The sequence below is a fragment of the Bdellovibrio sp. NC01 genome, from assembly GCF_006874625.1.
Lineage (GTDB): Bacteria > Bdellovibrionota > Bdellovibrionia > Bdellovibrionales > Bdellovibrionaceae > Bdellovibrio.
In genome coordinates this window covers 3155495-3176094 of record NZ_CP030034.1, presented here as the reverse complement: position 1 = coordinate 3176094, position 20600 = coordinate 3155495, and the positions used below count along the sequence as shown (strand labels likewise).

Annotated in this window: 20 protein-coding genes; 12 read left to right on the top strand and 8 right to left on the bottom strand. The window is 44.8% G+C overall.

Annotation, left to right across the window (positions count from 1 at the left end):
• Positions 1-46 precede the first annotated feature (46 nt).
• From DOE51_RS15200 to DOE51_RS15185, 4 genes are all read right to left on the bottom strand, one after another.
• The gene (locus DOE51_RS15200) at positions 47-676 is read right to left on the bottom strand and encodes a hypothetical protein (RefSeq protein WP_142697390.1); all 630 of its coding nucleotides are present in this window, start codon (positions 674-676) and stop codon (positions 47-49) included.
• Positions 677-789: 113 nt separating this feature from the next.
• Positions 790-1557 carry a hypothetical protein gene (locus DOE51_RS15195; protein ID WP_142697389.1) on the bottom strand — a complete coding sequence of 256 codons (768 nt, stop codon included), beginning with the start codon at positions 1555-1557 and terminating at the stop codon, positions 790-792.
• A gap of 199 nt (positions 1558-1756) precedes the next feature.
• Positions 1757-2590: a flagellin gene (locus DOE51_RS15190; protein ID WP_142697388.1), complete on the bottom strand. Its 834-nt coding sequence runs from the start codon at positions 2588-2590 to the stop codon at positions 1757-1759.
• Between the two features lie 482 nt (positions 2591-3072).
• Positions 3073-3345, bottom strand: coding sequence for a hypothetical protein (locus DOE51_RS15185; RefSeq protein ID WP_142697387.1), 273 nt, complete (start codon positions 3343-3345; stop codon positions 3073-3075).
• Between the two features lie 68 nt (positions 3346-3413).
• Here DOE51_RS15185 and clpB point away from each other — a divergent pair, with 68 nt between their 5' ends.
• Complete coding sequence (gene clpB, locus DOE51_RS15180; RefSeq protein WP_168196470.1) at positions 3414-5996, top strand: ATP-dependent chaperone ClpB; 2583 nt, start codon at positions 3414-3416, stop codon at positions 5994-5996.
• A 148-nt stretch (positions 5997-6144) separates the two neighbouring features.
• Positions 6145-6345, top strand: coding sequence for a hypothetical protein (locus DOE51_RS15175; protein WP_142697386.1), 201 nt, complete (start codon positions 6145-6147; stop codon positions 6343-6345).
• A 151-nt stretch (positions 6346-6496) separates the two neighbouring features.
• Here DOE51_RS15175 and DOE51_RS15170 read toward each other — a convergent pair whose 3' ends face one another.
• Positions 6497-6670, bottom strand: coding sequence for a DUF1328 domain-containing protein (locus DOE51_RS15170; protein ID WP_142697385.1), 174 nt, complete (start codon positions 6668-6670; stop codon positions 6497-6499).
• Between the two features lie 190 nt (positions 6671-6860).
• Between DOE51_RS15170 and DOE51_RS15165 the strand changes: the two genes are divergently transcribed.
• Positions 6861-7844, top strand: coding sequence for a sigma-54-dependent Fis family transcriptional regulator (locus tag DOE51_RS15165; protein ID WP_142697384.1), 984 nt, complete (start codon positions 6861-6863; stop codon positions 7842-7844).
• Here DOE51_RS15165 and DOE51_RS15160 read toward each other — a convergent pair.
• The gene (locus DOE51_RS15160) at positions 7825-8334 is read right to left on the bottom strand and encodes an OmpA family protein (RefSeq protein ID WP_142697383.1); all 510 of its coding nucleotides are present in this window, start codon (positions 8332-8334) and stop codon (positions 7825-7827) included. The genes DOE51_RS15165 and DOE51_RS15160 overlap by 20 nt on opposite strands.
• Positions 8335-8500: 166 nt before the next feature.
• Between DOE51_RS15160 and DOE51_RS15155 the strand changes: the two genes are divergently transcribed.
• The 9 genes from DOE51_RS15155 (at position 8501) to DOE51_RS15115 (ending at position 18953) form a co-directional block, all read left to right on the top strand.
• Entirely contained in the window at positions 8501-9025 is a 525-nt protein-coding gene (locus DOE51_RS15155; RefSeq protein WP_142697382.1) for a hypothetical protein, read from the top strand.
• A 349-nt stretch (positions 9026-9374) separates the two neighbouring features.
• A complete protein-coding gene (locus DOE51_RS15150; RefSeq protein WP_246845111.1) occupies positions 9375-10544 on the top strand; it encodes a hypothetical protein in 1170 nt (389 codons plus the stop codon).
• A gap of 85 nt (positions 10545-10629) precedes the next feature.
• The gene (locus DOE51_RS15145; RefSeq protein ID WP_142697381.1) at positions 10630-11229 is read left to right on the top strand and encodes a riboflavin synthase; all 600 of its coding nucleotides are present in this window, start codon (positions 10630-10632) and stop codon (positions 11227-11229) included.
• Positions 11230-11231: 2 nt separating this feature from the next.
• Positions 11232-12362 carry a 3,4-dihydroxy-2-butanone-4-phosphate synthase gene (gene ribB / locus DOE51_RS15140; RefSeq protein ID WP_142697380.1) on the top strand — a complete coding sequence of 377 codons (1131 nt, stop codon included), beginning with the start codon at positions 11232-11234 and terminating at the stop codon, positions 12360-12362.
• On the top strand, positions 12362-12931 hold the full coding sequence (ribH, locus tag DOE51_RS15135) for a 6,7-dimethyl-8-ribityllumazine synthase (RefSeq protein WP_142697379.1): 570 nt from the start codon (positions 12362-12364) through the stop codon (positions 12929-12931). The genes ribB and ribH overlap by 1 nt, the downstream gene beginning before the upstream one ends.
• A 104-nt stretch (positions 12932-13035) precedes the next feature.
• The gene (locus tag DOE51_RS15130) at positions 13036-15150 is read left to right on the top strand and encodes an ATP-binding protein (protein WP_246845110.1); all 2115 of its coding nucleotides are present in this window, start codon (positions 13036-13038) and stop codon (positions 15148-15150) included.
• Between the two features lie 30 nt (positions 15151-15180).
• Positions 15181-16563, top strand: a complete 1383-nt coding sequence (locus DOE51_RS15125) for a sigma-54 dependent transcriptional regulator (protein WP_142697377.1) — start codon at positions 15181-15183, stop codon at positions 16561-16563.
• Between the two features lie 12 nt (positions 16564-16575).
• Complete coding sequence (proS, locus tag DOE51_RS15120) at positions 16576-18075, top strand: proline--tRNA ligase (protein WP_142697376.1); 1500 nt, start codon at positions 16576-16578, stop codon at positions 18073-18075.
• Between the two features lie 185 nt (positions 18076-18260).
• Positions 18261-18953: a L,D-transpeptidase gene (locus tag DOE51_RS15115; protein ID WP_142697375.1), complete on the top strand. Its 693-nt coding sequence runs from the start codon at positions 18261-18263 to the stop codon at positions 18951-18953.
• A 79-nt stretch (positions 18954-19032) separates the two neighbouring features.
• Here the strand turns inward: DOE51_RS15115 and DOE51_RS19215 are convergent, their stop codons facing one another.
• Together DOE51_RS19215 and DOE51_RS15110 are read right to left on the bottom strand one after the other, a co-directional pair.
• On the bottom strand, positions 19033-19173 hold the full coding sequence (locus DOE51_RS19215) for a hypothetical protein (protein ID WP_168196469.1): 141 nt from the start codon (positions 19171-19173) through the stop codon (positions 19033-19035).
• 124 nt (positions 19174-19297) lie between these two features.
• Entirely contained in the window at positions 19298-20530 is a 1233-nt protein-coding gene (locus DOE51_RS15110; protein ID WP_142697374.1) for a hypothetical protein, read from the bottom strand.
• Positions 20531-20600: the final 70 nt, after the last annotated feature.

Here is a 20600-nt window from a genome sequence, read left to right as displayed (position 1 = left end):
CAAAGACTCCCTTTTTTTATGCGCTCTGTGCTAGCAGAAGTGCAGACTAGAAGTAACCTTCGTCGTCGCCGAAATCATCGTCGTCGTCTTCGTCATCTTCGTCTTCATCATCGTCATTGCTAGTTTTTACGCTACCAATTTCGTTTTCTTCTTCTTCATCGTCTTCTTCGATGTCGTCGAAAGATTCGTCGTCAGACTCTTCGCCTTCTTCTTCAGAAGCTTCCCAGTCGTCACCTTCTTCAACGTCTTCTTCTTCGATATCAACCATGCTGTCTAGTTCAGCTTCGTCATCGAAATCAGAGTTGATGTCTTCGATAGCTGGTTTGATTGCTTCAGTTGCAATTGCACCTGCTACTGCGCCACCTGCAACTTTAGCTGCAGTTGATGCTTTTTCTTTTTTAGGAGCAGCTGGTTTTTTTGCTGCAGGTTTTTTAGCTGCGGCTTTTTTCGGAGCTGCTTTTTTTGCAGCGGCCTTCTTAGGGGCTGCCTTTTTAGCAGCTTTTTTAGGAGCAGCTTTCTTAGCAGGTTTAGCAGCTTTTTTTGGTGCTGCTTTTTTAGCAGGCTTCGCTGCTTTTTTAACAGATTTTTTTGCTACTTTTTTTGCAGCTTTTTTAGCAGGTTTAGCTGCCTTTTTTGGTGCTGCTTTCTTAGCTGGTTTTGCTTTTTTCTTTGCCATGATGTGCTCCTGAAATAAGTGCGTTACAAATGAAATGCCCCCTTAGACTAGCGAGATTTAAGGGGGCAGGCAAAGCAAAATTCATTAGGATTTTCAGAGGCTAGTTTTGAAACTTAGTGGATGATGCCGCTCAAATGGTCATCAATGATTTTTGCGATATCGTTAGGGATCAAAGAAGCGACAAAAAGTCCGCCATTGTATGAACCCGATTTTGGAACAATTGAGAAGTAACCCAAAATTTTTGTCTGAGCTTTGTTTTTAATGGGTAATGTTAGGCCAATATACTCGGGGATGTAGGAGCTTTCGATAAACATACCGACCGCATTGACACCTATATAGATGCGAATCTTATTTTCCGAGTTGTTATTAAGACTGAAGGCTAGTGATGGAGCCTCTCCGGAAGGCATTGCAGGAAGCGGGTTGCCATTTGGGAGTTTGGAAGCGGGCAGCGTAGTAACTCCATGCAGCACGTACTGCAACGGAATGCTGATAGCTACTTGGGCTCTATTATTAACGTCATAATAAGTTTTGATCTTCGCACCTTTAAGATCCGGAATATCCACAGAGATGTTTGAGAACGGTCCCGCAGGAATTGGTAGATTCACGAGCAGGGCGTTGTTGGTCTTGTCCAAACTCATTGCGAAGTTTCCATCGTAGGCACCGCCCGCGACATAACCATCGATATCAAGTTTGTCATAAGCACTTGGAGCAGTCGGAGTTGTTGGCGTTGTCGATTGGCCGTTGTTGCTGCCATTGTCGACAGACTGATTGGTATTGCTAGCAACTGACGACAAAGCTTCAAAGCCGCCACCTGTACACGCTGACAACGAGAAAGCAAAGCCTACGAGCACTACAAGCTGGCTTGCGATCAAAAGTTTCATAACTCCTCCATCATGGCTAAACATTTCGGAAGGAATCAGAGTTTACTTTATGTAAATATTCGGAATTACTAGTAAATTAGTTAGACACTTTTTCCAGAGTTCAAAAAATAGGCAGGGAAGTGGAAACTCTTTGGACAAAAAATAAAAAACCCGGAGAGTTTCCTCACCGGGTTTTAGGTTTAAGCTATCGCTCTATCGATTAACCGATTAGTTTCAAAGCCAATTGGTTAGATTGATTTGCTTGAGCCAAAGTCGCAGTACCTGCTTGCAACAAGATGTTGTTACGAGTCATCTCAGAAGATGCTGAAGCAACGTCAGTGTCACGGATACGGCTGTTAGCAGCTGACATATTTTCTTGAGCAACACCCAAGTTGTCTACTGTTGACGTCAAACGATTTTGAAGAGCACCAAGGTTAGCGCGAGTACCAGATACTGAAGTTTGTGCAGCATCCAATTTCGCCAAAGCGTCTTGAGCACCTTCTTTAGAAGAGAAGTCAATACCAGCGATACCCAAAGAATCCAATGTAGCTACGTTTTCAGACGCGTTGAAAGAGATACGATCTTCTTCAGCGTTGTTACGGATACCAACTTGGAAATCGAACTTCGGAGAAGAACCATCCAATAGTTTAGTAGTACCCCATGTCGTAACGTTAGCGATACGTTGAACCTCAGACTTCAACTGAGTAACCTCTTTATTCAACATGCCACGCTCAGTTTCACCAACAGTGTCAGAAGCAGCTTGGATACCCAATTCTCTTAGACGAACTACGATGTTACCGATTTCATTCAAACCACCCTCAGCAGTTTGAACCATTGAGATACCGTCGTTAGCATTTCGTTGAGCTTGAGCAGCAGAACGGATCTGTGCTTTGAAGCTTTCAGAGATTGCTAGACCAGCAGCATCGTCAGCAGCTTTATTGATACGGCTACCAGAAGCTAGTTTTGCCATTGAATCGTTGATTGCTCTTTGTGAACCAACCAAGTTTCTTTGTGCATTAAGTGCGCTAATATTTGTTGTTACTCTCATTCCCATTTTAAATTCCTCCGTTAATATTTATTTTTCATTTTCAATATCCTTCCCTGATTTGTTGTTTGGCTTTGTGAAACCTACTTCCACCAGCCGAGCACTGACATCCGAGTCTGCGCTTTAGTTTTTTTGTTTTAGGCCTTAACGTCTTTCGACATCATCTTGGTATTCTGTTTTTGAGGACCTTACCTCACTCCGCTTTACCAAGTAGTGAACAATCTGTTGTTCTTGTTATGTCATCCTTGAAGGCCCTCCTTTCGGTTATAGCAAAGAGAGTGACCTTCTCTCTTTGACTCCTTCTGAGTTGATTCTTGATGTGAGATTGATCGGGATTTAGGGCGTAGCCTTGACAGGACATGAGGCTGGTTTCGTCGGAAAAAAACAATACTAGTCCAACGATAGATCGAGATTTCAGGACGTAAGATTGTCCTGAATCGAAATTATACAATACTTTTAGTGAGAAAAATTACGCGATTCTCGACTGAAGATCAGTCAATTTCTATGAAGCGACAAAAGGCCATGTTGCCAGCAAGTTCATACTGGTGTGTCTGCGCGGCTTTTGTATGATGTTCGGGAACTAAACCAATCGTGCACACGACTTTATCAGAATCAAAGTGAGAGCAGTCCTCGCAAGAAAAGCGAGTGTCATACTTCATGTAATCCTGGGGGTTGATACGATCTTTGTGAATTGAGGGACGCAAACGCGGTTGAGATTTGCCCTTGGATTTTGGATTCACGATTCCAGCGGGGATCTTCGGCATTTGTTTAGGTCCTCATATTGACATTGGGAAATTAAGACTCATCCTTTAGGTAGATTGCTGGAGGAAAAATGGCAAATGATATTGAAAAAATGACGCGAAAAAGTCAGGAAGCCATGCAAGCGGCTGCCAAATTGGCTGAGCGTAAGGGCAACCCATCGGTTGAACCTGAGCATTTGCTTTTAGAACTCGTACAACAATCAGAGGGGATCGTTCCTCGTCTATTAGATAAATTAAGCGTACCTCAGGCTGATTTCTTGGCTGAGCTTCGCAAAAAGGTCGACCGTTTCCCGCAAATGACGGGTGGAGGCCAAAAACAATTCGCAAGTCCACGTCTTGAAAAAGTCTTCAGTGCAGCTGAAAAAGAGGCTGAAGAGTGGGGCGACGCTTATATTTCTACTGAGCATTTCTTCTTGGCGATGTTGAAATCAGGAGACTCTGAACTTTCAACGTTGTGGAAGAAATATAACATCCGTCCTGAAAACGTAAAAACGGCGCTAACAGAAATGCGTGGCAGCCAAAAAGTGACGGACGACGATCCAGAGAATAAGTACGAGATTTTAAAAAAATATGCGAAGGATTTAACAGCGCTTGCCGCTGAAGGAAAATTGGATCCTGTTGTGGGCCGTGATGAAGAAATTCGTCGCGTAGTCCAAGTATTGTCTCGTCGTACAAAAAACAATCCGGTGCTTATTGGTGAACCGGGTGTTGGTAAGACGGCGATTGCTGAAGGTTTGGCGTTAAGAATTATCAAGCACGACGTGCCTGATAATTTGGTTGGTAAAAAATTGATGGCCCTGGATATGGGGGCGTTGATTGCCGGTGCCAAATACCGTGGTGAATTCGAAGACCGTTTGAAAGCCGTGATCAAAGAAGTGACGACAAGCGAAGGACAAATCATTTTGTTCATCGACGAAATTCACACTTTGGTGGGCGCTGGTAAAACGGAAGGTGCAATGGATGCGGGGCAATTGTTGAAGCCAGCCCTTGCACGCGGTGAACTTCGTTGTATTGGTGCGACGACATTGGATGAATATCGCAAATACATCGAAAAGGATGCGGCTTTAGAAAGACGCTTCCAAACAGTAATGGTTGAAGAACCAAGTGAAGAAGATGCGATTACAATCTTGCGTGGTCTGAAAGAAAAATACGAAGTCCATCATGGTATTCGTATTACAGACTCCGCGCTGGTTGCAGCCGTGAAGCTTTCACGTCGTTACATCACGAATCGTTTCTTGCCGGATAAAGCGATCGACTTGGTCGACGAAGCGGCAAGTAAATTAGGTATTGAAACTCGCTCCGTTCCGGAAGAGATCGATAAGATCGAACGTGAATTGATGCAGCTTCGTATCGAAAAAGAAGCGATGAAAAAAGAAAAGGACGATGCTGCGAAAGAGCGTATCACTGTTCTTGATAAAGAAATCTCAGAGTTGACGGCAAAAAATCAATTGCTGCGCGAACAATGGGAATTCGAAAAGGGCGGCATCACGCAGATTAAAAAGCTTAAGTCCGATATTGAAGATTTGAAAAACTTAATCGCTAAAGCGGAACGCGAAGGTGATTTAGGTAAAGCTGCGGAATTGAAATACGGCAAACTTCCAGAGACTGAGAAAAAGCTCAAAGCCATGGAAGAACGCAGCAAAGAGCAAAAAACAACGGAAAGCCGCATGTTGAAGGAAGAAGTGACTCCTGAAGACATCGCTGAAGTTGTTGCGAAATGGACTGGCATTCCAGTTAGCAAAATGCTTGAAAGCGATATGCAAAAGCTTTTGCACATGGAAGAGACTTTGCAAAAACGTGTGGTGGGTCAAAACCATGCGCTGCAAATCGTTGCTGATGCTATTCGCAGAGCTCGCGCTGAAATTTCAGATCCGAACAGACCGATCGGCAGTTTCATTTTCTTAGGCCCAACGGGCGTAGGTAAAACAGAAACTGTGAAAGCGTTAGCCGAATTCTTGTTCGACGATGAACAAGCGGTCGTCCGTATCGACATGAGTGAGTATATGGAGAAACACTCTGTATCTCGTTTGGTCGGCGCGCCTCCGGGCTATGTGGGTTATGAAGAAGGCGGTCAATTGACTGAAGCCGTTCGTCGCAGACCTTATAGCGTGGTGTTGTTGGATGAAATCGAAAAAGCGCACACGGATGTGTTTAACATCTTATTGCAGGTTTTGGATGATGGTCGATTGACTGACGGTCAAGGTCGCACAGTGGATTTTAAAAACACAGTGTTGATCATGACATCAAACGTCGGTTCACAAGCGATCTTAGATCCGGCAATGAGTGATGAACAAAAACGTGAAGCAGTGACTGAAGCCTTGCGTGGACATTTCCGTCCAGAGTTTTTGAATCGTATCGATGAAACGATCATCTTCAATTCTTTGGGTGAAAATCAAATCGCTGGCATCGTGAAAGTTCAACTGGATTTGGTTGCGCAACGTTTGAAATCGAAACGCATCAACATCGACTTTGACGACAAAGCTGTCGATTTCTTAGCGAAGAAAGGTTACGACCCAATTTATGGTGCCCGTCCTTTGAAGCGTGTGATTCAAACAGAATTGTTGAATCCACTTTCGAAAGAAATCATTTCTGGTAAAGTCAAAGCCGGTGATTCTGTGAAAGTCAGTGCGAAGGACAACAAACTGACATTCTAAAAGTTGTTGGAAAAAAATATTTTTGCTCCCGCTGTGTGAATGCTCAGCGGGATTTTTTTTGCCGATACTCAATCAGACATTGGCAGAGATATTGCTTAAGTAGGGCTTATGTAAGCAGTGACGCTTATACAACTAACAAGGAGGCCCTATGGGTAACGAAAGATCAAACAGAAACATGAACGATTCATCGAACTCTTCTTCTTCAAGAACAAGCGGTAGCTCTTCAAGCAATTCAAGAGATTTGAATCGCAATCAAAACTCTAGCAACAGTTCAAATCAAAGATCATCAGACTCATCAAGAGACGTTGGGAGCAACAGAGGCTCTTCTAACTCTCGCACTGATAGATAGTCCAAACGGCTGGGGTTTTCGTTGGAAAAAACGAAAGCCCTAGCGGCCTTTTCGATACGACAAAGCCGCGGCTTCTGTTAATTGAAAGTCGCAAAAAGGGAGAAAGCCCGAGTGGAAAATCTCCCTGCTCGTGGCAGATCAGGACTGTTAACTAACGATGTCCTCTTCGGCCAATCAAGTCGATGAAGAAACTGATCACAGCTAAAACCAAGAATACGATCAATAGCATTCGACCAATTTCCACTGAAAGACCAGCGACACCGTTCGCACCTAACACAAATGCGACGATGGCCAAGATGAAAAATGCAATGGCAGCACGTAACATGTTAAACCTCCTTGATTGCGGAAATGCTCTTATTAACTTCTGAAGCAATAGTGATGCCCACCAGCCTTTCGTTTGTTAATTGAAAGTGTAAATGTCTTCGAGCAAGAACGTCGCTTTTGCATTGGGGAAAACTGGAACGTGGAGTATTTCTCTAAGAGAAGTCACTTCATACTGTGAAAGGAGTTGGGCAATGCAGAGTCACAAAGAAGTTATCGCCAGAAGCCCCGCCTTTATCGAAGCCGTCGAACTTGCGAAGCAGGTCGCAGAAAGTTCAGCCAATGTTTTAATCGTTGGCGAAAGTGGTTCCGGCAAAGAAGTCATTGCACAAATGATTCATGAACATAGCAAACGAAAAGCAAAAGCTTTCGTACCGCTGAACTGTTCAGCTATTCCAGACAATCTTCTTGAATCAGAACTTTTCGGTTACGCCAAAGGCGCATTCACCGGGGCGGGACTTGCGCGCGTGGGTCTTTTTGAAGAAGCCGAAGGGGGAACTGTTTTTTTAGACGAAATTGCCGATCTTGATATCAACTTGCAGGCAAAATTATTGCGCGTGATTCAAGAGCGCAAAATTAAACGCGTCGGAGAAAATAATTATCGACCTATTAATATTCGCATCATCTGTGCGACCCATGAAAATCTTCACGAATCGATCAAACGGAAAACATTCCGCGAAGATTTATTTTTTAGATTAAATGTTATCTCTATCGAAGTGCCGCCACTGCGCCAGCGTCAGGAAGACATTTTGCCGCTCGCCCAATATTTCCTTCGTCGCTTTGCCACTTTAAATGGAAAAGAGATCACAGGTTTTTCCACAGGTGCTGTCGAAATCTTGTTAAACTACAACTGGCCGGGTAACGTGCGTGAGCTTGAAAACTTAATTGAGCGGGCTGCGGTGTTGTGTACGACTCCACAGGTGGAAGTCGAACATTTGCGTTTGATGCGTTCTTCGCCAAGTATTTCTGATTTAAAAGTTCCGTCATCAAACTTGCAGCAATTTCTTATTGAAAAGCTGCCACAGAAAAAAATCATGCCGATTGAAGAAATCACGCGGCTTTATATTCAGTATGCTCTTGAAGTGAATCGGGGAGCGAAAGATAAGACGGCCCGTGATTTGGGAATAGATCGCAAAACTTTGTATCGACGTTTACGCTCTATTGAAGATAGATCATAAGAACTGCTTTTGATCTTTGCACGCGCGTGAAGATATAACCGCCATCCATGCTGTTGCCGTCGTCTTTAGGAGCAAAGCCGACGGCCTTTTGCAATGGATTGGGGCGTTCACTCATGTTGTAAGTGTTAACGGTACGTACACCTAAATCATTATTCAGATATTCTTTTAATTCTTTTGCGCGGGCGGCACTGAGTTTTAAATCCTGCGATGAACTTTTTGTGCTGTCGTCGGGATAGTCTTTGTCAGCCCACGCTGCAATTTTAACTTCTTCGATCTGACCTTTCTTTTTGGCATCATTCATTAAAGCTGCCAGATCGGCTTTGGATTGTGCTGTCAAAGTGCTTTTGCCTTCTTCAAACTTCACTTCATCGACCATATTTGCGCCCAGCAGTTTGGCGCCGGCTTCTATTTCTGACGGGACCAAGCCGTAAGCTGTCGTGGTCGCCAAAAACAGTGTCGTCAATAAAGCGATTTTTAGTTCGTTCATCATATGAATTTCTTGAAGCAGAATTGATGCCTACGTGGTCCGCGAACTAATGCGAGCTTACTCCTGTTCATGTTCAACCACGCCACGAGGACGGGACTATTAGCCCCATTGAAGCTTTAGCAAACTTAAAACGATTGACTAGGTGTCGTCGAAATTTTGAAATGGAGTTATGAAAAATATTATTGCAATCACTCTTTGTGTTTTGTCTTTATCTTCATACTCTTTCGCAGCAGAGCGTTCTCCAGCTAGCAGCAGCAGACGTCCGCTGACTTATGATTTAAGCGGTGGTGTGGGTTCATACAATGGCAACTCTTACACAGAGCTTGATTTGGGTTTGAACTGGTGGGTTCAAGACTGGTTGAACTGGCGCAACTCGATCTTCACGCAATTTGGTTCGACAATTAACACTGTCTACGGTTTGGATACAGCCCTGCTTGTGGAAGGTTCGCTGTACACAGAAGGTCGTGGCTTTGGTGTTGACGTCTTCGCGGGCCCGGGTTTGCGTTTTGCCAATGAAGATTCAAACGGTGCATTTGCAAAAGCAGGTTTGGTTTTTAATCTTGGTGGATTGCGAATCGGTGGTGGTGCGCAAGTTACTCACTACTATACAACTCGTACAGATAAGAACGACGTGAAACTTCCTGATGATGAAGTTCAGTATTTCATCATCTTGTCGGGTGGCGGCTCGTTCTAATTTTCTTAGAACATTCTGCGTCCAAAGATACATAACGATGTCTAAAGCTTTCGATCAAGTTTTAGACATTTAGAATTTGCGCTCTAGACAGTGTCACATAACTTTTCAGTAAAACAGTCTAAGAATTCGACAAGCGAAAATTTTTTGAATGCTGCGAATTTTTTGACTCTCGAATTATTTCCAACACTTATCGTGTCCCATAGTGAAACTAGTTTTTCATTTCCCAATTTTTTTGTGTACTTAGCCGCGCTTTAAGTTCCCAGACCAAAATCCGTATACTGTGCGTGAACACCGAAACAATTTTCGAACCCTGCGGTCACCGATGACCCATGGGGAAGGGAACAGGAAGATGAAGACGATTGGAAAAATCGCAGTGCTCGTCGCTGGGGCTGCAATGACAATGGGTAACCAGAAATGTCAGCAACAAGCAGCAGTACCAGAGCGCGCTCTGAAAAAAATTGTCGACATGGGTTCGATCAAATCGAGCGCAGTTAATTTTCCTGGTGGAAGTTTTGACTTCCAATTTGTTGCGAATCAACAAGTGTACGGCGTGCTACAAGAAAGCAAAGATTTTGTTTTCAAATATGCTCCACCAATTGCAACAGCTCCATTGACGTCAACGACGAATGCAAATGGCGATACAAATCTTTTCAATCTATCTAAAGCTGATAGCGCGATGATGAAAGCGTCTGCTGTTGAAGCAGGTAAAACAGATAGCTATGATGTGCAATACGCACAGACAGCTTGGTGTATGGTGAACGTGCCGCAAGTTAAGATCGCTGGTTCAGTGAACTCGTTTGAGTTGATCGGTGGTGGCGGTATTACTCTTGGTTTTACGCCTGCAGGTGCATATCCAACGAATGGTTTGGCGTCAGCGGGTTTGAATTTGCAATTCGCGCAACTTGATTTGTCGATGATTGCAACTCGTCCTCTCAGCTCGACAGTTGTTGCGGCTTCGAATGTCACATCTAAGCAAACGAAAACAGCAGTGAACTTCTCTTTGAATTTTGGTGCCTTCAGTGTGGGCCCAAGTGCTTACTATCAAACGCCGCTTGCGACAGTGTCTAAGACCGCTTTGACGAAAGCCGTTTCTGGTTTGAGTGATCAATTGAAATCAGAAGAATGGTACACACGTGTGATGGCAAATCACGACACGCATTTGATTATCGTGGGTGGTACTGACGTGGGCCTTGAACCGGGCGACCAATTGTTGGTGTACAACGAAGAATACTACTGGGAAGGCGAGCCTTGTAATTCAAAATATCTAGGTGGTGTCGCTTCTGCGGGTGCCGCGGTTGCAAAAATTGAAATCGATTCCGTCGGTGACGAGATCTCTCGTGGTCGCGTGATTGAACAGAACGACTACAATGCAGTTATTGGCGCGAAAGTGAAGCTCTTCAAATTCCACGCGGCCGACTATGTTCCGCCAGCAGCGGGTGTTCAGCCGACATCAAGCTCTGTGGCTTCGACATCATCCGGCAGCCAAACGGTGGCTTCAAAAGCGACTGGTGGCAGATAGGGTTTTCCCTCTGAAAAATCGTCCACTTTCCTTGCCAATTTAGGCGCTAAAGTGTAGGGTCTCGGCCATTAAGCTAGAGGCCCTTATGTTTTCTGGAATTGTAGAATCCGTGATGCCCATTACGAGCTCTGAAGAGCTTGTTAATGCCTATCGTATTAAAATCAAAAAACCTAGTGAATTCAATGATATAAAGCTTGGTGATAGCATCGCTTGTGATGGCGTTTGCTTGACTGTGGAAGCCTTTGACGAGCAGACGATGACGTTTGCTTTGGCGGCGGAAACAATCAAGGTTCTTGAGTGGAACCCTACAAGCTGGCTAGGTAAAAACGTAAATCTCGAAAGAAGTTTGCGTTTTGGCGACCGTATTCACGGTCATCTTGTGACTGGTCACGTCGACAGCCTTGGAACTGTGACTCGCGCTGAGCTTCAGGGCGAATCGTTCTTCTTGGACGTGCAAGTTGCCAATACCATCCTGCCATTTGTTTGGAAAAAAGGTTCAATCACTTTGAATGGTGTCAGCCTGACAGTGAATGAATTGAATGGCTCAACAGTTTCTGTATGCTTGATTCCTGAAACGATCAAACGCACAAACTTGGGCGAGTTCAAACCAGGCAGTCGCATCAATGTTGAGCCTGACTACATGGCTCGTGCAATTCAAAGATCTCTTGAAGTGAAAAAGGACTAAACGTGGAATTCAATACAATCCCAGAAATTATCGATGACGTCCGCGCCGGTAAAATCGTGATCCTTGTTGACGATGAAGATCGTGAAAACGAAGGCGACTTGATCCTGGCGACAGATCACGTAAATGCTCAAGCGATCAACTTCATGATCACGGAAGCTCGCGGTTTGGTTTGTTTGTGTATGACTGCACAACAAATGGATCGTTTGCAATTGCCGTTGATGGTTCGTGATGAATACAACTATGCTCCGAACAAAACAGCGTTCACAGTTTCGATTGAAGCCGCAGAAGGTATCTCGACGGGTATTTCTGCTGCGGATCGTGCGCACACTTGTAAAGTGGCTGCGAATCCTCATGCTAAACCTACTGACGTTCACATGCCTGGTCACATCTTTCCTATTCGCGCGCAACAAGGTGGCGTGTTGAAACGTGCGGGTCACACAGAAGCCAGTGTGGATCTTGCGCGCATGGCGGGCTTAAATGCAGCAGCGGTTATTTGTGAAGTGATGAATGCCGATGGCTCGATGGCTCGCGTTCCGGATCTTCGCGAATTCGCTAAAAAGCACAACATCAAAATCGGTACGATCGTTGATTTGATTGCCTACCGTTTGGCGAATGAAACTTTGGTGGAAGAGCTAACAAGCATTTCGTTGCCAGCGTCTTTCGGTGAAAACTATAAAGCGCGTGTATTCAAAAGCACGGTGGACGGTCTTGAACATCTTGTCGTGCAAAAAGGCGAGATCAAAAAAGATCATCCGACATTGGTGCGTGTTCACGTTGACAACTTCACTCGTGATTTCATGTCGGCGTTGCAAACGGGTGCTTCATCAGTTGCTGAAAGCTTCAAAATGATTGAAGAAGCAGGTTCTGGTGCTTTTGTTCTTTTGCGCGGTAACAATCGCACAGCCAATCTTTCACAAGAATTGCAAGTCCTTGTTGGTATGGAAGACGTTCGTCCTTCCACTCCGCTTATGGATGAAAGAGATTACGGTATCGGTGCGCAGATCTTGCGCGAAATTGGCGCGAATAAAATTCGCCTGATCACAAACAAGCCCGAGAAAAAAGTGGGCTTGAAAGCATTTGATTTAGAAATTGTTGAAATTGTAGCGATCGAAAATTGTAAAGGGGCCCACTAATGGCAAATATCAAAGTCGGAGTAGTTACTGCTCGTTGGAATAACGAAATCACTGAAAAGTTGGAAGAAGGCGCCATTAGCTATCTTGAGTCTTGTGAAGGTGTTGAAATCTTCGCAGCACTTGTTCCAGGTGCGGTTGAAATCCCTTTGGCGTGCCAAGCTTTCTTGGACGCGGGTTGTGATGGCGTTGTTGCCTTGGGTGCTGTGATCCGTGGGGATACTACTCACTACGATTATGTCTGCAATTCAGTTACGGACGGTATCACTCGTTTGATGTTGGATTATAAAAAGCCAGTTGGTTTTGGTGTTTTGACAACTGAAAACGAAGAGCAAGCATTAGCTCGCGCTGGCGGCTCTCATGGCAATAAAGGTGCGGAAGCAGCTCAAGTTGTTATGGAAATGATCGGTTTGACTCAAGAGATCCCTGCGACTTTGAAAACTGCTAAAATGATGGCGGCTTCAGCTCCCAAAGCAAAAGCAACTGCTAAAGCAGCTCCAAAGAAGCCAGTTAAAGATGCAGCGTCAAAAGCGAAGGCTGCAAAAAAATCCGCGAAAAAATCTAAGAAGTAATTTAGGATTGTGGGGGAATGAGTACACAACACAAAGATGACTTTCTTCCTCCTGGTCCCCAGGAGTTCAAAAAACGACGCCGAGAAATATTTATTGTTCTCTTGGTGTCGTTTTTGTTCGTTTTACTGACGTGGTTTGAGATCCGTCTCTTCGCAACCAGTCAGCAGCTTCCGTTCGTTCATAGTATTTTCTTTTTCGGTCTGGTGAACTTCAACATCGTGCTGTTGTTGTTGCTGTTGTTCATGATCTTCCGCAACGTCGTGAAGGTCTTCGTTGAACGGCAAGGGAAAATCTTCGGAAGCAGTCTTAAAGCAAAACTGATCGCGGCCTTCGTGGCATTTTCGTTCATTCCGACAGTTTTGATGTTCATCATTTCGGTGTTCTATATCAACTCAAGCTTCGATAAGTGGTTCAGTGCCAAGATGGCGGGCGTATTAAAAAGCTCAATCGAAGTCACGAACGCTTATTATTTCAATGCGAAGAAAAAGAACTATCACTTCGCGCATCAGATCGCAGATTCGGTTCGTCCCATCTACAATCCAGAGCAAATCAAAAATAAGATCGAAACCTTACGTAAAGAATTCGCGTTGGATGCAGTGGAATACTATCCGTCGCTATTCGGTAAACGCATCGTCGTTTCTGCGGAAGACGACACCGTTCCAACGGTTCCCGCCGTGTCGCTGGAATTCTTGCAAAAAGGTATTAAGGTTCAAGCCGAAGCCAGTATCATCCATCAATTTGGCGATGGTAACTTAGTGCGCGTGATCGTTCCGGTGAAAGAAGGTGCCGATCGGGGTGCCATTGTTGTCTCTAGCTTCTTGCCGTTGTCACTGGTTTCGAAGATGGATGACATTTCGACCGCGTATGATGAATTCCGGGATATCAATCCTCTCGAATATCCGTTGAAGTCGATTTACTTGATCATCTTGGTGTTAATGACCTTTGTGATCTTGTTGGCGGCAACATGGTTTGGTTTCTATCTGGCGCGGCAGTTATCGATTCCAATTGTGCAGTTGGGACGAGCGACCCGCAGGGTGGCCGGTGGTGACTATACCACTTTGAATATCAAATCTGGCTCTGAAGAGATCAACGATTTGATTTCAAGCTTTAATCAAATGACCGTGAATCTTGAAAGCACGCTCGAAGAACTAGATCAGCATGCGCGCTATACCGATACGGTTTTGAAAAACGTAAACACGGGCGTGATCTCTGTCGATCAGGCGGGGAATGTGACGACAATCAATCGTCATGCGGCGCAGTTGTTGCGTGTTGATCCTGAAAAATACATTGGCTCGTCAGTGCGCGAACTTTTGACGTTGGAATATTTCCGTACCTTTGCAGAGCTTTTGAAGACGATGCAGGATCATAAAGTCGAAAGTATTCAAAAAGAATTGCGCATCAATGTGCATGGTGAAGCTGTGCCATTGCAGATGACTCTTTCGATTCTTAAAGATGAAAAAGGCCACGAAGTGGGTAAGATCTTGGTGTTCGATGATATGACGCCAATCGTATCGGCACAACGTGCGGCTGCATGGACTGAAGTGGCTCGTCGTATCGCTCATGAAATTAAAAATCCGCTGACGCCGATTAAGCTGTCTGCGGAACGTCTGCAAAGAAAGTTCGGTGCTTCCATCACAGATCCGGCATTCAATGAATGTACGACGATGATTGTGAAGCAAGTGGATGGTTTGAAAAATCTGGTCAACGAATTCTCGAACTTTGCACGTTTGCCACAAGCTCGCCCGGTGGTTGCGAATTTAAATTCTGTGGTGGAAGAGTCGTTGGGACTTTATCGCCAAGCACATCCGCAAGTGCAGTTTATTTTTGCTCCTGATCACGAGCTTCCAGACTTCAAATTTGACCCGGACCAAATCAAACGTGTCCTCGTAAATTTGGTCGATAATGCGGTGTCGGCTGTTGCAAAAGAACCACAGCCTAGTGTGCAAATAGTCACTCGTTATGACAAAGACATCAAAACAGTGCGTTTGACTGTGGCAGACAACGGCGAAGGCATTCCTGCTGCGGATCGAAATCGTATTTTTGAGCCGTACTACTCTACAAAAGAGGGCGGAACTGGTTTAGGCTTAGCTATCGTAAAAAGGATCATCGAAGATCACAACGGCTTCATTCGCGCGACTGCAAATGAACCGCAAGGTGTGAAGATGGTGATCGAGATGCCGGTGAATGAAGTTGGCGCATGGAAGCCATCTGAAGAATAGGCTTTTGGAAAATTTTGAAAGAAGGTCGGTATGACTCCTCAATCTACTAAAATTTTGATTATCGATGACGAAGCTCCCATTCGTGATGTGCTTTCGGCTTCATTGAAAGACGAAGGCTATCAAGTTTTCTTAGCTCACGATGGTGAAACAGGTTTGAAAGCGATCAAAGACATTCAACCAGATATCGTATTCCAAGATATCTGGATGCCAGGTAAATACGATGGCATCGAAGTGTTGACGATGGCTCGTAAAGAATTTCCTCACGTTGAGTTCGTGATGATCTCTGGTCACGGTACGATCGAAACTGCGGTGAAAGCAACAAAGCTTGGCGCGTGGGACTTCATCGAAAAACCGTTGTCGATGGATAAAATCCTGATCGTGATTTCAAACATCCTTAGCTACCAACAACAAAAAGAAGAAAAGGCTTTATTGTTGAATAAACTTCGTAAGTCGATCGCCTTGATTGGTGAAGCTCCGGCTTTGGTTGCAACAAAACAAATCATCGCACGTGTTGCGCCGACGAACTCTTGGGTGCTGATCCAAGGTGAAGCGGGCTCTGGTAAAAAATTGGTAGCTGAAAACATTCACTACATGAGCACGCGCGCTTCTCGTCCGTTTGTTGATATCAATTGTGCGGGTGTACCTGAAGATCTTTTGGCTTCAGAAATATTCGGTATCGAAAAAGGCGCTATGCCTGGTGTTGAGCGCACAAAAAAGGGTAAACTTGATCTTGCCGCTGGCGGAACATTGTTTATCGCTGAAATCGCAGCGATGAACAAAGAAACTCAAGCAAAGCTCATGAGCTATTTGGATGAGAAAAAATATTCTCGCGTGGGCAGCTCTGAAGCTGTTGAAAACGACGTGCGTGTGATCGCGGCTTCAAGCAAAGACTTGGATAAAGAAGTTAAAGAAGGCCGCTTCCGCGAAGATCTTTACTATCGCTTAAACGTTATCCCGTTCCGTGTGCCGTCATTGAAAGAACATCCGGAAGACATTCCAGTTTTGACTTCATACTTCGCTGACAACGTGTCTCGTGAAGGTGGTTATGCGAAGAAAGCTTTCTCGGAACAAGCGATGAATCACATGATCGCTTACGGCTGGCCAGGTAACGTGCGTGAACTTAAAAACTTCGTTGAACGCGTTTACATCCTGACTCCAGGTGAATTCGTCGATCTTCATGACGTGCGTTTCGCAGGTCTTGTTGAACTATCTGGCGAAGGCGGTAAGACGATGGACATTCAAGGTCTATCAACATTCCGTGAAGCTCGTGCAGAATTTGAAAAAGAATATCTTCTTAAGAAGATTGCTGAAAATGGTGGTAACATTTCTCGTACGGCCGAAGTTATCGGTCTTGAGCGTAGTTACTTGCACCGTAAGATCAAAGCTTACGGCATCGATACAAAAGATACTTAAAAGGGAAGACACATGTCAGATACAGCGATTAAGCCAACACGTTCAGAAAACTACCCAGAGTGGTACCAACAAGTTATCACAGCCGCAGACATGGCAGAGAATTCTCCAGTTCGTGGTTGCATGGTGATTAAACCTTGGGGTTATGCAGTTTGGGAAAACATGCAAGCCGTTTTAGACCGTAAATTCAAAGACACAGGTCACGTGAACGCGTACTTCCCGTTATTGATTCCACTTTCATTCTTGGAAAAAGAAGCGGAACACGTTGAAGGTTTCGCTAAAGAGTGCGCAGTTGTGACTCATCACCGTTTGAAAGGTGATGGCAACGGCAAACTTATTCCAGACGGTGAATTGGAAGAGCCACTTATTATTCGTCCAACTTCTGAAACAATCATCGGTCACCAATTCGCAAAATGGGTCAAATCATATCGTGATCTTCCTGTTTTGATTAACCAATGGTGTAACGTGATGAGATGGGAAATGCGCACGCGCATGTTCCTTCGTACAGCGGAATTCTTGTGGCAAGAAGGTCACACAGTTCACGCAACTGCAAAAGAAGCTCAAGAAGAAACTTTGCAGATGTTGGACGTTTACGCAGACTTCGCTGAAAACTACATGGCGATGCCTGTGATCAAAGGTATGAAAACAACTGACGAACGTTTCCCAGGTGCAGTTGACACTTATACGATTGAGGCGATGATGCAAGATCGTAAAGCGTTGCAAGCGGGTACGTCGCATTTCTTAGGTCAAAACTTCGCTAAAGCTTCAGGCATCAAATACTTGAGCGCTGAAGGTAAAGAAGAAACAGCATGGACAACTTCATGGGGTGTTTCAACTCGCTTGATCGGCGGTTTGATCATGACTCACTCTGATGACAACGGTTTTGTTGTTCCGCCGAAGATTGCTCCTTTGCATGTGGTGATCGTTCCTATTTATCGCAATGACGATGAAAAAGCGGGCGTTCTTGAATACGTAAACAGCCTTGCAAAAGAATTGAAAGCGAAAGACTTCGCGGGCGGCAGCGTGCGCGTGAAAGTTGATGACCGCGATATCCGTGGTGGCGATAAAGCATGGCAATACATCAAACAAGGTGTTCCAGTGCGTGTTGAAGTCGGCCCTCGTGATATGGCGAAAGGCGAAGTTTTTGTTGGTCGTCGTGATCGTGGTCCAAAAGAAAAAGCGGGCCAAGCACGTGATGCCTTTGTTGCAAACATCGCAGGTCTTTTGCAAGAGATCCAAGATGGTTTGTTCGCGAAAGCCAAAGCCTTCCGCGATGAAAATATCAAGACAATCACTTCATTGAAAGATTTCGAAGCGTATTTCAAAGGTGACGAATCTTCTGCGCCAGGTTTCGCAAAAGTTCCTTGGTGTGAAGAAGGCATGGGTCACGAATTGCTAGCGCAATTGAAAGTAACTCCACGTTGTATTCCATTGGAGCAAGACGCAGTAACGGGCACTTGTATCTTCTCTGGAAAACCTGCGACGAAGTGGGTTCTTTTCGCGAAATCTTACTAAGATCTGTAGGGACCCAAGTGTTGCCTTTACGAGGTGACTTCGGTCCACAAAAATTGCAGTTTTCTTATGTCATAAAGAACATAAATTTGTCGAACGGAGGGATTTTCCCTCCGTTTTTTTATTTCTTTTGACGAGCCTTCACGCGACTTCCACACTCACGGGTAAGAGTGCTGTGGGGGTTTTCTATGAGACATTTTATCTTAGGATTGCTTCTGTGTGTTGCCACATCACATGCTCAAGCTTTCACACCACAGCTTGATGATTTGATGACTCCTGATGAACTTGCAAAAGAAATCGGGGCTCCTCGCACTGAAAAAGATGCATCGACAATCAATCCCGACGAAATTGCGCTGAAAGACGGTATCAATATTTTCCGCGAATACGCACTTGTGATTCGTGTTAATAAATCGGCGTACGGCCCTGGCGCACAGACAATGACTGTGTATGAAATGGGTTATCCCGTGGCGACTTATCTTGTTTCCACAGGGCGTGAAAGATATGAACAAGCGAAGAGTGGCCGTTGGTATTGGACGGTGACTCCACCGGGAACTTTTACTCCATTCAAATTGATTCGCGATCACTATTCCAATACCTGGGAAGCCCACATGGAGTACGCCGCTTTCTTTAACGGTGGCATCGCCATTCATGCGACAACACCTGATCATTACAAAGAGTTAGGCAGGCGTGCCTCTGGAGGCTGCGTTCGCCTTCACAAAGACAATGCGAAAATCATTTATGAAAAAATCCAAGCCCAAAAACGTGCGATGGTGCCGCTGTTCAATCACAATGGTCGAGTTGCACGCGACGTAAATGGTAATCCCATCCGTGTGATGGGGTACAACACGTTGATCATCGTAGAGGAGCAATTTTATAATTAGTCTTTATATGTCCCTGGCGAAACAGCCTTTCAAGTTCCCAACGGGGGGCCGCTGATCGGAATCTGCAAGCCGGGGCTTTTTATTTTCCAGCCGTTGCCGTTGCTGTTGTTGCAACGGTTTCGTTTTTTTTCAGAGATGAATTATCTGGGCGAGAAAACAGGAAGCTTGAAAAGAACAACAGTAGGCAGATGATAACTGGTGTGATTGCTTTCAGGCTCATGGGGTCCCCCTGAGCCTTATCTTCCCTCACATGGTGGTGAAAAAGGAACTCTTCAGTAGTAGAGTTTCGATTACATTCACACCATTCCTTACTAGCCGTAAGCTAGAATACGGAAATGCAATACTTACAGAGGATAGGCTTTTAATAATTCGCTTTTATTGCGCTCATTAAATTTGCCAGCACGGCTGCACATCAGATTGTCTAGGTCGAATTGATAGCTCACAAAAGCTTGTTCGGTATCATCCCAGAATTCGATGTAGCAGTCTGGAAAACCAAGGACATGTCCATACTCGTGACGAATCGTCCATTGCGAATCCCAAGCGTCCAGTGAAATTTGTGAATCCATTGTGATTTGATTGCCACCGACTTCATCCACGTACGCAACTGTGCCGGGCACAAAACGAATGTTAGCTAACGCCGAAGAATCGAAATTCAGATTCAATTTTCCGGTTGGCCATTTCCATTCGTCTTCAACGTTCTTTTTAACGAACTGATTGATGGCTTCAATTTGTGAAGGCTTGAATGGCATTTCAAGATTGCCGCCGACAGCTTTAACATCTTTGCGAGGGACCGTGACTTCAAAGAATTTTTCATAGTTCTTTGCGGCATCAGTTTGATAGCGTTTAAAGACATCAAACAAAGAGTTATCACGAAGCGCGCGATTCACAGCGGAATCACAGGGTGTTTCGTATTTTGCTGAATTAAAGCACACATCCCACACCCAGCCTTTAAGCTGCTTTTGACGATCGGCGGGCAAAGTCGAAAACACAGAAAGCTCAGCCTTTAATTTGTCATCACCAATATTTGAAAGGAAGCGCAAACCACGGAAGTCGAAAATCTTTTGCGTGCGGAAGTACGGAATATTTTTGCGCATTCCATTCCAGCGCAAAGAGTGTGAATAAAGAACATCGACCTTGCGAGCCCACAAGCGATACGTTTCAAGATCGACGGGCAACTGCTTTGGCAAAGAAGCCGTGCCAAGCAAAACGTCTTTCAATGCTGCCGGCATGTCCTTTTCGATTTGCACCCAACGTTCGTTCAACAACGGATCGTTGTAACGAAACGGATCTTCCATCGGAATACCTTTAGAAGAACCAGGAGTAGACAATTGAATTTTATCTTCAGGCTTGCGATCAGCATTCAACAGATTCAGCCATTCTAAATTTCTTGGGCCCACTTTCAAAACGTTGTGCCAAGCTTGGGGTGGTTCTGCGACAAGATTATTTTGTGAACGCAACTCAGCCGGGTAGGCCGTTGAACTTGCCTCAATATCCGGAAGTCCCATGTAATGATGGTGATTATTTGGAGAAGCTTCAACCGGAGACCAATATTTAAGGATAAGGAAAAGGATAAGCATGCGCGGATAATAGAGGTTGCTAACAACGGGTCAAAGAAATCCAAACAACAAGGAGCGTCGAATTGTCAGG